Genomic DNA, 11,865 nt, shown 5'->3' with positions numbered 1-11,865 from the left:
TCAACCCCACGCCAGGGCGGTACGGGCCGGGGCGGAGACGGCGTACAGCTCGTCGACGGACCGGACCTCGAACACGGCCGCCCGCTCCCGGCCGCAGCGGGTGACGTCGGGGAGGTACAGGGCCGTGCCGCAGGTGCCGCCGAGGAAGCGGCGGGTGCCGTCGGGCAGGCGTCGGTGCAGCTCGTAGTGCCGGACCGGCCCGGCCGCCCGGCGCCAGGAGAGGCGGAGCTCGGCCGTGCCGTCCCGCCGGGCCGAGGCGTCCACCCCGAGGGCAGCCGGGGTCGCCGGGGGCCGCCGCGGCGTGGTGTCGCGTACCGACACGGCACCGATCCGCCGGCGCACGGGCAGGGTTCCGCGCGAGGTGATCCGTACGGCACATCCGTACCCGGTCGTCCCCGGCGGCGCGTCGAACACCGCCCGGGCCCGCAGCCAGCCCCGCCCGGCGCCGCGGGTCACGGCCGTCAGCCAGGTGTACGGGACCGGTTCCCCCGGCCCGGCCGGCTCGCGCAGGGCGATCCCGACCTCCACCGTGACCGGGTCCGACCCGGCCGAGTGGACCAGCTCCACGAGGGTGGGACCGGACAGGGGCAGCCGGGTGGAGTGCAGGCCGATGACGACCGGCGCGGTGAGCCGGCCCGCCACGAGCAGGCTGGAGCCACCGCGCCAGGCGTCGGCGAAGTCCAGGGTCACGGCGGGGCGCTCCCCATCGGTGTCCACGACCCAGCGGCGCCCCGGAAGGCGGTCCTGGAGCCCGAGATGGTTCCACGGCGCGTCCGAGGTGACCTCCCCGTCCTCGTACCAGCGCAACCCGTGCCCGGTGTTGAAGGCGCAGGCGAAGGGCAGCGCGTCGACGGTCGAGCGGTCCGCGACGGCCGTCGCCGGAGCCCGCCAGCCGGTTTCGGGCGCGGGACGGGCCGGATCGAGGGACTCGCCCGTCCAGAAGCGGTCGTCGGCCCGGTGGAAGGCGCCGGGGGAGCGGTCCGAGAGGTGGCCGAGGGTCCACTCGGGCCGGTAGAGGCCGTAGCCGACCACGTGGTCGCGGTCGCGGGGGATGACGGCGTCCCAGTCGACGGGCGTGTCCCAGCCCCGGGACTCGGTGTCCACGGCCGCCCACAACTCGTAGGGGGAGCGACCCAGTCGGCCGGCAAGCGCGCCGGACGCGGCCAGGGAACGCGCGGTCCAGCGGAAGTCGACGAACATCGTGTCCGCGACCCGACCCGCCCGGTCCTCGAAGAACTCCTGGTTGAGGGCGTCCAGTTCCCCCTGCCAGCCGACCCTTCCCGTGCTGTTCATGGCGTCGTACCAGGTGATGCGCAGGCCGTACGGCTCACCGGCGGCGCGCAGCGCGCGCAGGAACTCCCGCATCCGGCCGGCGAGCGCGCTGTCCCCGCCGTCGGTCTCGGCGTTGACGAACCAGCCGTCGAAGCCGTACGCGCGCGCCACTTCGACGAGTGCGAGGGCGATCGGGAACCGGCCCGCGGTATCGCGTCGCACCAGGTCCCGCGTCCACTGGAGGTCACCGCCGTACGCGACGGGCGGCAGGAAGACGTTGCCGAGGACCCGGACGCCGTTGCGGTGGGCGGCGTCGACGACGGGCGCGTTCGGTGCGAGCACGATGCCCTCGCCGGCGGAGCCGCCCCAGAACACCAACTCGTCGAGGTACGCCCAGTGGGTCAGGGCGTAGTAGTCGGCGGTCGCGGAACCCTGGGACGGGTTTCGCGCGGTCGGCGCGAAGGAGACCAGGGCGGAGATACGGGCCTGGCCGGCGCGGGCGCCCGGATGCGGGGGCACCGGGGTGAACCGGGGCACGAGCGGAACGGTCGCGGCGTTGTGGGCCAGGTCGGGGTCGGACGCGGGCGTCCACGCGGCGAGGGAGCGCCAGGTGATCCCGGGCCCGGGGGCGCCGTCGGGCAGCGAATCGGGGAACCAGTAGGAGGCGTACGGGGCCAAGGTCGGGGCGGCCGGGCCCGTCGGGGCGGCCGGGGTGTCGGCCCGGGCGGGGGCTCCCGCGCCCAGGAGGGCGACCGCCCCGGAGGCGGCCCCGGCGGCGAGCAGCCCGCGCCGGCTCGGCCGTGCGGGAGTGGCGCGGACGGCGGGCGTACGGGACTCGGCGCTGTTGCCGGACTCGGGCACGGCGGGCTCCTCGAACGGTGCGTCGGGTGCGGGTGCGGGTGCGGGTGCGGGGGCGGGGGCGGAGGCAGGCGGTGCGGTCGGGCGGTGCCGGTGACGTCGTCCACGCGCGGTGCGTGTGCGGTGTCGCGCGCGGCCGGTTCGCGGGGACGCGCCGGACTCCCCGCAAAATGCCGGGTGTTCCCGGCGGCGTCAACGGGGCCATTCGCGCCGTATGTGCGACGTGTCCTGAACCGCCTTATGGCCGAGCCGACTTGGTCGCCCGGCACACAACTCCGGTACCCGGCCTCGCCCGCGAACTGGGACTACCCCTCGGTAAGGGGCCCGCCGCGGCGGGATCGCGTACGGTCCGGCCATCGCAGTTCGCGCCACCGCAGGAGGATGAGTCGGCCATGGCCCGTAGACCCACGATCAAGGACATCGCCCGCCGGGCCGGGGTGTCGGAGAGCGCCGTCTCCTTCGCGCTCAACGACCGGCCGGGCGTCTCCCGGGACACCCGGGCCCGGGTCCGGCACGTCGCCGAGGAACTCGGCTGGCAGCCCAACAGCGCGGCCCGCGCCCTGTCCGGGGCGCGCGCCGGTGTGGTCGGGCTGGTCCTCGCGCGGCCCGCCCACACCCTCGGCGTGGAGTCGTTCTTCCTCCAACTCGTCTCGGGCATACAGGAGGTGCTGGCGGCCGGGCGGATAGCGCTCCTGTTCCAGGTGGTGGCCGACGTCGACGCGGAGTGCGCGGTCTACCGGCGCTGGTGGGCGGAACGGCGCGTGGACGGTGTGATCGTCGTGGACCCGCGGACCCGGGACCCCCGCCCGGAGCTGCTGGCCGCCCTCGGCCTCCCCGCGGTGATGGTCGGGGCGACGGCGACGGCGACGGCGACGGCGACGACGAAAGCGAAGGCGAAGGCGAAGGCGACGAGCCCGACGAACGCCCCGCCGACCGCCGCGGGGCGGCCCGCCGCCCTGTCCACGGTGTGGGCGGACGACGCCGGGGCCATGGCCCAGGTACTGGACCACCTCCACCGGCTCGGGCACCGCCGGATCACCCACGTCGCGGGACTGCCCGCCCTCGCCCACACCGCCCGCCGGATGGCCTCGCTGCGCACTTGGTCCGAGCGGCACGCGCTGGGCCCCGGCCACGTCCGATCGGTGGTGACCGACTACTCCGACGCCGAGGGCGCCGCGGCCACCCGAAAGGTGCTCGCCGGGCCGCGACCGCCCACCGCCCTCGTCTACGACAACGACGTGATGGCGGTGGCCGGCGCCGCCGTCGCCGCGGAACTCGGGATTCCCGTCCCCGCCCGGCTCTCCCTCGTCGCCTGGGACGACTCGGCCCTCTGCCGGGTCACCCACCCCCGGCTGACCGCCCTCGTCCGCGACACGGCGGCGTTCGGCCGGCTCGCGGCGGAGGAACTCCTCGCCGTTCTGGCCGGGGGCCCGCCGCGGGTACGGGAGAGCGAGCCGCCCCGGCTGGAACCCCGGGACAGTACGGCGCCGGCCCCCACCGCATACTGATGCCCGACCCCTTCCAGGAGAACGCCGCCGTGACCACTCCCCCCTCCGTCCCCTCCGCGTACCCCGGCCCCGGCCCGGCCGACGGGCTCACCGTGGCGATCGACATCGGGGGGACGAAGATCGCCGGCGCGTTGGTGCACCCCGACGGCGGGATGACGGCCACCACCCGCCGACCGACTCCGCGCGGGACCGACGCCGAGGCGGTGATGGCCGCGGTCGCCGAAGTCGTCGCCGACCTCGCGCGCAGCCCGCTGTGGCCGTCGGTGGTCCGCTGTGGCGTCGGCAGCGCCGGCCCGGTCGACACCTCGCGCGGCACCGTCAGCCCGGTCAACATCGGGGCCTGGCGTGGGTTCCCGGTCCTGGACCGGGTCTCGGCGGAGCTCGCGGCGCACGGCGCCCGCATCCCGGCCGTACTGGCGGGCGACGGGGTGGCCATGACGGCGGCCGAACACTGGCTGGGCGCCGCGCGCGGCCACGCCGACGCCCTGTGCATGGTGGTCTCCACCGGCGTCGGCGGCGGTCTCATCCTGAACAACCGTCTCCACCCCGGACCCACGGGCAACGCCGGTCACATCGGTCACATCAGCGTCGCCTTCGACGGCGAGCCGTGCGTCTGCGGCGGCCGGGGCTGCGTCGAATCCCTCGCCTCCGGTACGGCCATCGCCCGTTGGGCCCTGGCCCAGGGCTGGACCCCCACCGGGGACCAGGACGCCTCCGCGGCGGGAGTGGCCGCCGCCGCCCGGACCGGCGATCCCGTCGCCGTCGCCGCGTTCGACCGCGCGGGCCGGGCCCTGGCCGCCGCCATCGCGGCCACCGCCACCCTCGTGGAGACCGACATCACCGTCATCGGCGGCGGGGTCGCCGCCTCGGGGGACACCCTCTTCGAGCCGATCCGGCGGCACCTGGCCTCGTACGCGACCCTGTCCTTCGTACGGGACCTCCAGGTCGTCCCGGCGCGGCTCGGCACGGACGCGGGTCTGATCGGCGCGGCCGCCGCGGCGACGATGCTGCTCTGAGCGGAACGGGCGCGCGGCCGGCGACGGCGCTTACGGCTTGACCGAGCGGTAGTACCGCGCCGCGCCCTCGTGCAGGGGCAGCGGATCGGTGTAGATCGCCGTCCGCAGGTCCACCAGTTGCGCGGCGTGCACCTCGTGGCCGATCCGGTCGCGGCTGGAGATCACCGTCCGGGTGAACCGCTCGGTCAGGTCGGGGCTGGTGTCGTCCCTGGTCACCAACAGGTTCGGCACCGCCAGCGTGGCCACCGACGACGTGTTGCGGGCGCGGGTGTAGGCGTCCTGCGGCATCACCGCCGACCGGTAGTAGCGGGAGGGGGTGCCGCTGCCCTGGAGCCGGTCGACGAGGTCGCCCAACTGCACGAGCCGGATGTCGAACCGCTCGGACAGTTCGCGCACCGCGGTGGTCGGCAGGCCGCCCGACCAGAAGAACGCGTCGATCCGCCCCGCCTCCAACTCCGCCGGCATGGTGTCGATGCCTATCGACACGGGGGTGATGTCCTTCGCCGGGTCCAGCTGGGCCGCCGCCAGCAACCGGTCCGAGATGAGCCGCACCCCGGAGCCGGGCTGGCCGACCGCGACCCGCTTGCCCTTGAGGTCCCGCGCCGACTGCACCGGCGACCCGGCGGGCACCACCAGCTGCGCGTAGTCGTCGTAGAGCCGCGCGACGCCGCGCAGCCGCTCGGCGCCGGGCTTCCCGTCGAGCCGGTACTTGGCGACCGCGTCCGCCGTCGCGATGGTGAAGTCGGCCTCCCCGGCGGCCACCCGCTGGAGGTTCTGCTGCGATCCCTCGCTGGGCTCCAGCCGGACCTTCATACCGGGCATGTCCGTCGCGAGCGCCTGTTGCAGCAGATCCCCGTAACGGTGGTAGACCCCGGTGGGCACCCCCGTGCTGAAGGTGATCTCACCCGTCGGTTCCGACTCCCCGAAGGGCCTCAGCCACCACACCGCGAGCGCGAGGACGGCCAGCAGCGCCGCCAGGCCCCACAGGGCGCGACGCCGGCTCACGCGGGGCGGTACGAGGTGCACGCCGGCGATCCTGCCACCCCGCCCGGCGTCCTGTCACGGCCCGGCGGCGTACGGAGGGGGAAGACCGGTGGCCCAGGCGCCCTCGGGGCCGGAGGCGTCCGGGGAGCACCTACCCTTGTTCCATGACCAGCAGCAGCGACCGGAGCACGGCAGTGGACGTCAAGGGAACTTACGAGGTGCGCACCTACGGGTGCCAGATGAACGTGCACGACTCCGAGCGACTCTCCGGTCTGCTGGAGGACGCCGGCTACACGCGGGCGCCGGAAGGCTCCGACGGCGACGCCGACGTCGTCGTGTTCAACACCTGCGCGGTCCGCGAGAACGCCGACAACAAGCTGTACGGGAACCTCGGCCGGCTCGCCCCGATGAAGACCAAGCGCCCCGGCATGCAGATCGCCGTCGGCGGCTGCCTCGCGCAGAAGGACCGGGACACCATCGTCCGGCGGGCGCCGTGGGTCGACGTCGTCTTCGGCACCCACAACATCGGCAAGCTGCCCGTCCTGCTGGAGCGGGCCCGCATCCAGGAACAGGCGCAGGTCGAGATCGCCGAGTCGCTGGAGGCGTTCCCCTCGACGCTGCCGACCCGCCGCGAGTCCGCGTACGCCGCCTGGGTCTCGATCTCCGTCGGCTGCAACAACACCTGCACCTTCTGCATCGTCCCCGCGCTGCGCGGCAAGGAGGAGGACCGCCGCCCCGGCGACATCCTCGCGGAGGTGGAGGCCCTGGTCGCCGAGGGCGTCTCGGAGATCACCCTGCTCGGCCAGAACGTCAACGCCTACGGCTCCGACCTCGGTGATCGCGAGGCGTTCTCGAAGCTGCTGCGCGCCTGCGGGCAGATCGAGGGTCTGGAGCGGGTCCGCTTCACCTCCCCGCACCCGCGCGACTTCACGGACGACGTGATCGCGGCGATGGCCGAGACCCCGAACGTGATGCCGCAGCTGCACATGCCGCTCCAGTCCGGCTCCGACCCGATCCTCAAGGCCATGCGCCGCTCGTACCGGCAGGAGCGCTTCCTCGGCATCATCGAGAAGGTCCGCGCCGCCATCCCGCACGCGGCGATCTCCACCGACATCATCGTCGGCTTCCCCGGTGAGACCGAGGAGGACTTCGAGCAGACGATGCACGTGGTGCGCGAGGCCCGCTTCGCGAACGCCTTCACCTTCCAGTACTCCAAGCGCCCCGGCACCCCCGCGGCGGAGATGGCGGGGCAGATCCCCAAGGAAGTCGTCCAGGAGCGGTACATGCGCCTGGTCGCCCTCCAGGAGGAGATCTCCTGGGAGGAGAACAAGAAGCAGGTCGGCCGCACCCTGGAGGTCATGGTCGCCGAGGGGGAGGGCCGCAAGGACGGCGCCACCCACCGGCTCTCCGGCCGCGCCCCCGACAACCGCCTCGTGCACTTCACGAAGCCGGACGAGGAGGTTCGCCCCGGTGACGTGGTGACCGTCGACGTCACCTACGCCGCCCCGCACCACCTGCTGGCCGAGGGCCCCACCCGCTCCGTGCGACGGACGCGCGCCGGCGACGCGTGGGAGAAGCGCAACGCCGCCCCGGCCCAGCCGGCCGGCGTCATGCTCGGCATCCCCACCCTGGGCGTTCCGGCCCCCCTGCCGGTGGCCACCTCCGGCTGCGCGACTCCCTCGGCCTGACGCGCGCCACACCCGGCTCGACGGGCCGACTCGGCCTCGGCGGGGCCGCGCGCGCCCAGTCCCGCTCGATGGGGTCAACCCCTGCGGCCAAGACAGCCCCGTGGGGGTTCCCCGCGGTAGCCGGCGGAGTTCGAGGCGTGGGTCCGGGCAAACTCGGCCTCGCCGGCGTTTGAGGCGCGGGGCCCGGGGCGGAGCTCCGGAAAGCCCGGCGCAGCCGGGGCCGCTTGCGCCGCGGCGCGGCAGCCGAACGCCACCGCCGCGGCCTCCGGCCGGAGTACGGCCGACCCACCCCGTCCCGCCCCGCGACGGCTAGGCTGCGGATCATGCTCGTAGCCGCCGCCGTCTGTCCCGCCCCGCCGCTCCTCGTGCCGGAGGTCGCCGCGGGGGCCGCCGCCGAACTCGACGGTGCCCGCACCGCCTGCTCCGACGCGCTCGCCGTGCTCGCCGCGTCCCGCCCCGACCTGCTGGTCGTCGTCGGCGCCGGCGGACCCGGGGAGGCCGGTCCGTACCCCGCGGGCTGCCGGGGCGGGTTCCACGCCTTCGGGGTCGACGCCGGCGTACGGCTCGGCGAAGGCCCGGACGACGACGCGACACGGACGCTCCCACCGACCCTGGTCGTCGGCGCCTGGCTGCTGGACCACGCCCGCTGGGGCGCCGCGCCCGTCGAGGGGCTGGCGGTGGAAGAGTCCCTGGAGGCGGGGGCGGCGTTGCGCGCGGGCCGCGACCTCGCCGGCCGGGCGGACCGGGTCGCCCTGCTCGTCATGGGGGACGGCAGCGCCTGCCGCACCGTGAAGGCGCCCGGCTACCTCGACGAGCGGGCCGAGCCGTTCGACGCCGCCGCCGCGACGGCCCTCGGCGCCGCGGACACCGCCGCGCTCGCCGCCCTGGACGTGACCCTCGCCGCCGAACTCAAGGCCGCCGGGCGGGCACCCTGGCAGGTCCTCGCGGGCGCCGCGGAGGGCGCGGGGCTCGACGGACGGCTGCTGTACGAGGGCGCCCCGTACGGGGTGGGTTACTTCGTCGCCGCCTGGTCCTGAAACCCGCCCGGCGGCACGGGTTTTGAAAACCGCTTGGCGGCACCGGTCCTGAAGCGCGCCCGGCGGCCCCGGACGCGCCGACCCCGGCGGCCCCGGGCACGCGGAAGGGGTGCGGGGTCCGTCAAGACCCCGCACCCCTTCACCGGCCGTGTCAGGAAGCCGCCGGCGGCGTCGACCCGCCGCTACCGTCCTTGTGGGCGATCTTGCCCAGGGCGTCCTTGGCCTTGCTCGCGCCGCTCGTGATCTGGCCGCTGTACTTGCCCTTGGTCTTGGAGTCCACGACCTTGGCCATCTTGTCCAGACCCTCGCCGATCCTGCCCTCGTGCTGCTGTGCGAGATCGCCGACCTTCTCCTTGGCCGGCCCGAGCTTGGCCTTCAGATTGTCCAGGAGGCCCATGGGTCACCTTTTCCTTCGCCGGTGGCTACGTACGGGCGCCCTCGCCGGTCTCGCTGTCCGCGGCCGCCTCCACCGACTGCTGCTTGGGGATCTCGACGGCCTCCGCCGCCTGGACCTCCCCCTCAGCCGCCACGGCCTCCGCGTCCTCGGGCGTGGCCGTCAGGGTCTCCGGAACGGCCTCTTCGGTCGCACCCTGATCCTTACGGCCAAAAAACCGGCCAAAAACACCCATGTCTACTCCCATAAACGTTACTGGTGCGAGTGGAGTTCCGCCGTGGCCGGATCGGCCGATCCCGGGCGCGCCGGGCCCGGAACCCCGCCAAGGCAACGACCCCGACCCCCTCCCGTCACGTCACTCGATCGGGTATCCGCCGCAGGGTTTGCGAGACTGTGGCAGTGAGGAATGCAGCCCCCGCCCCGCGGGTCATCGCCGTCGTCGGTCCCACCGCGGCCGGAAAGTCCGACCTGGGCGTAGCCCTGGCCCACCACTTCGGCGGGGAGGTCGTCAACGCCGACTCCATGCAGCTGTACCGGGGGATGGACATCGGCACCGCCAAGCTGACGCCGGAGGAACGCGAAGGCGTTCCGCACCACCTCCTCGACGTCTGGGACGTCACCGAGACCGCGAGCGTCGCCGAGTACCAGCGCCTCGCCCGCGCCGAGATCGACAAGCTGCTCGCCGAGGGCCGCACGCCGATCCTCGTCGGAGGCTCCGGGCTGTACGTCCGCGCCGCGCTCGACGCCATGGAGTTCCCCGGCACCGACCCGGCCGTACGGGCCCGGCTGGAGGAAGAGCTCACCCTGCGCGGTCCCGGCGCGCTGCACGCCCGGCTCGCCGCCGTCGACCCCGACGCGGCCCACGCCATCCTGCCCAGCAACGGCCGCCGGATCGTCCGCGCCCTGGAGGTCATCGAGATCACCGGGCAGCCGTACACCGCCAACCTGCCCGGCCACGAGTCCGTCTACGAGACCGTCCAGATCGGTGTCGACGTGGCCCGGCCGGAACTCGACGAGCGCATCGCCCTGCGCGTGGACCGGATGTGGGACGCCGGACTCGTCGACGAGGTCCGGGCGCTGGAGGCGCACGGTCTGCGGGACGGGATCACGGCCTCCCGCGCGCTCGGGTACCAGCAGGTGCTCGCCGCCCTCGCGGGCGAGTGCACCGAGGACGAGGCGAGGGCCGAGACGGTCCGCGCCACCAAGCGCTTCGCCCGTCGCCAGGACTCCTGGTTCCGCCGGGACCCGCGCGTGCACTGGCTCAGCGGAGCCGCCGCGGACCGGGGGGAACTCCCCGGACTCGCGCAGTCGTTGGTCGAACGAGCGGTCACAGCCTGATCACGTGATGGCATCGGGAAGCCCCGTGCGCCCGTCTCGGGCTCTGGACCGTGCCATCATCAAACTGCTGAACAGCGGCGTACGAAGTCCGAGTGGGGAGGGCGCGTGGCTATGGAGGCCGGCCCTCGTGACACTGGGCGGGACGACACCAGACGAGAAGCGGACCCGATGCTTCACAGCGGGACCGCGGAGTCTGCCGGACCCGCGCCGGACCCTGCCTCCGGGCCGGTGCCGCGACAGGAACCGCACCCGCAACCGCGACAGGAACCCGGCCGGCGGTCCGCCGGGCCCGACGCGGCCGGCGTGCTCGGGGCTCCCGGTGTGCTCGGGCTGCCCGCCGACCCCGCCCGCCTGACCCCCGACGGCCCGGACGCCCCCGACCCGGCGGTCGAGGGCGCCACCGGCCCCGAGTTCGAGGTCGAACTGCGCCCGCAGCGTCGCCTGCGCATCTGGCAGATCACCCCCATCGTGATGCTGGCCGCCGCCGGCTCGCTGATGTTCGCGTTCCCCCTCGCCTTCGAGTTCGGCGACGGCGGAGCCGTGGTCGCCATGCTCGGCTTCCTCATCAGCTGCTGCGCCGGCGGCTGGGGGATGATGGCCGCGCGCCGGGTCGGGTACTCCCTGCCCGGGCTCCCGGCCCGGGGCACCGGCCGCGGGCCCGACTGGCGCATGGTCGCGCTGTACGCGCTGGTCGCGCTGGCCGTCGTGGCGCTCGCCGTGTACCGGGTGGCCCGGCTGCGCTGACGCCCGTCCTTTACGATGGGCCGGTGACGCACAGCACCCTCTCCTTCCTCAAGGGCCACGGGACCGAGAACGACTTCGTGATCGTCCCGGACCCGGACAACGCCATCGAGCTGCCCGAGGGCGCCGTCGCCAAGCTCTGCGACCGCCGGGCCGGCATCGGCGCGGACGGAGTGCTGCATGTGGTGCGGTCCGCCGCCCACCCCGAGGCCGCGCACATGGCCGACGAAGCCGAATGGTTCATGGACTACCGCAACAGCGACGGCTCCATCGCCGAGATGTGCGGCAACGGCGTCCGCGTCTTCGCCCGCTACCTCCAGCACGCGGGCCACGTCGAACCCGGCGACCTCGCCGTCGCCACGCGCGGCGGCGTCAAGCACGTGCACTTGGACAAGACCGGCGACGTCACCGTGTCCATGGGCCGCGCCGACCTGCCCGAGGGCGAGGTCACCGTCTCCGTCGGCGAGCGCACCTGGGCGGCCCGGAACGTGAACATGGGGAACCCGCACGCCGTGGCGTTCGTTGAAAGCCTCGACGACGCCGGGACCCTGTACACCGCCCCGCCGTTCAGCCCGGCGTCCGCCTACCCCACCGGGGTCAATGTCGAGTTCGTCGTCGACCGCGGCCCCCGGCACGTCGCCATGCGCGTCCACGAGCGCGGCTCCGGCGAGACCCGCTCCTGCGGCACCGGCGCCTGCGCCGTCGCCGTGGCCGCCATCCGGCGGGACGGCGCCGACCCGGCCGTCACCGGGCAGCCGGTCACGTACACCGTCGACCTCCCCGGCGGCACGCTGCTCATCACCGAACACCCCGACGGGCGGATCGACATGACCGGACCGGCCGTCATCGTGGCCTCCGGCGAGTTCGAGGCGGCCTGGCTCACCGAAACGGCTTTCGCCTGAAGCTTCCCTCTAATGGGTGATCCGTTTCACGCTGTGCGAGAGGTGGACTGCGCCACGTGGTGGGGTCGGTAACATCAGGCACCGGCCCTGAGGGCTCACCCCATGCCCACCACCGCCGGTCGAAGCC

Annotated in this window: 10 protein-coding genes; 7 read left to right on the top strand and 3 right to left on the bottom strand. The window is 74.4% G+C overall.

The features are described 5' to 3' along the window. A complete protein-coding gene (locus tag ACFVXJ_RS15145; protein WP_389662143.1) occupies window positions 1–2,133 on the bottom strand; it encodes an endo-beta-N-acetylglucosaminidase in 2,133 nt (710 codons plus the stop codon). A 389-nt stretch (window positions 2,134–2,522) separates the two neighbouring features. On the opposite strand from ACFVXJ_RS15145, the gene ACFVXJ_RS15140 reads away from it, so the two are divergent. Then, entirely contained in the window at window positions 2,523–3,638 is a 1,116-nt protein-coding gene (locus ACFVXJ_RS15140) for a LacI family DNA-binding transcriptional regulator (protein WP_389662142.1), read from the top strand. Further along, complete coding sequence (locus ACFVXJ_RS15135; protein WP_389662141.1) at window positions 3,638–4,654, top strand: ROK family protein; 1,017 nt, start codon at window positions 3,638–3,640, stop codon at window positions 4,652–4,654. Before ACFVXJ_RS15140 ends, ACFVXJ_RS15135 begins: the two co-directional genes overlap by 1 nt. Before the next feature lie 30 nt (window positions 4,655–4,684). Here ACFVXJ_RS15135 and ACFVXJ_RS15130 read toward each other — a convergent pair whose 3' ends face one another. After that, complete coding sequence (locus tag ACFVXJ_RS15130; RefSeq protein WP_389662140.1) at window positions 4,685–5,680, bottom strand: TAXI family TRAP transporter solute-binding subunit; 996 nt, start codon at window positions 5,678–5,680, stop codon at window positions 4,685–4,687. Between the two features lie 122 nt (window positions 5,681–5,802). Between ACFVXJ_RS15130 and miaB the strand changes: the two genes are divergently transcribed. Both miaB and ACFVXJ_RS15120 read left to right on the top strand, forming a co-directional pair. After that, complete coding sequence (gene miaB, locus ACFVXJ_RS15125; RefSeq protein ID WP_389662139.1) at window positions 5,803–7,326, top strand: tRNA (N6-isopentenyl adenosine(37)-C2)-methylthiotransferase MiaB; 1,524 nt, start codon at window positions 5,803–5,805, stop codon at window positions 7,324–7,326. 323 nt (window positions 7,327–7,649) lie between these two features. Continuing rightward, window positions 7,650–8,363 carry a hypothetical protein gene (locus ACFVXJ_RS15120; protein WP_389662138.1) on the top strand — a complete coding sequence of 238 codons (714 nt, stop codon included), beginning with the start codon at window positions 7,650–7,652 and terminating at the stop codon, window positions 8,361–8,363. A gap of 151 nt (window positions 8,364–8,514) precedes the next feature. Here ACFVXJ_RS15120 and ACFVXJ_RS15115 read toward each other — a convergent pair whose 3' ends face one another. Next, window positions 8,515–8,760 carry an antitoxin gene (locus ACFVXJ_RS15115; RefSeq protein ID WP_389662137.1) on the bottom strand — a complete coding sequence of 82 codons (246 nt, stop codon included), beginning with the start codon at window positions 8,758–8,760 and terminating at the stop codon, window positions 8,515–8,517. Between the two features lie 396 nt (window positions 8,761–9,156). Between ACFVXJ_RS15115 and miaA the strand changes: the two genes are divergently transcribed. From miaA to dapF, 3 genes are all read left to right on the top strand, one after another. Continuing rightward, a complete protein-coding gene (gene miaA, locus ACFVXJ_RS15110; RefSeq protein ID WP_389662136.1) occupies window positions 9,157–10,095 on the top strand; it encodes a tRNA (adenosine(37)-N6)-dimethylallyltransferase MiaA in 939 nt (312 codons plus the stop codon). Window positions 10,096–10,446: 351 nt separating this feature from the next. Beyond that, complete coding sequence (locus tag ACFVXJ_RS15105; protein ID WP_389662187.1) at window positions 10,447–10,839, top strand: hypothetical protein; 393 nt, start codon at window positions 10,447–10,449, stop codon at window positions 10,837–10,839. Between the two features lie 23 nt (window positions 10,840–10,862). After that, complete coding sequence (dapF, locus tag ACFVXJ_RS15100; protein WP_389662135.1) at window positions 10,863–11,738, top strand: diaminopimelate epimerase; 876 nt, start codon at window positions 10,863–10,865, stop codon at window positions 11,736–11,738. Window positions 11,739–11,865: the final 127 nt, after the last annotated feature.

It is taken from the genome of Streptomyces sp. NPDC058279 (genome assembly GCF_042881255.1).
Classification (GTDB): Bacteria; Actinomycetota; Actinomycetes; order Streptomycetales; family Streptomycetaceae; genus Streptomyces.
Note: the sequence above shows the minus strand (reverse complement) of the source record. Positions and strands in the feature narration are given on the sequence as shown.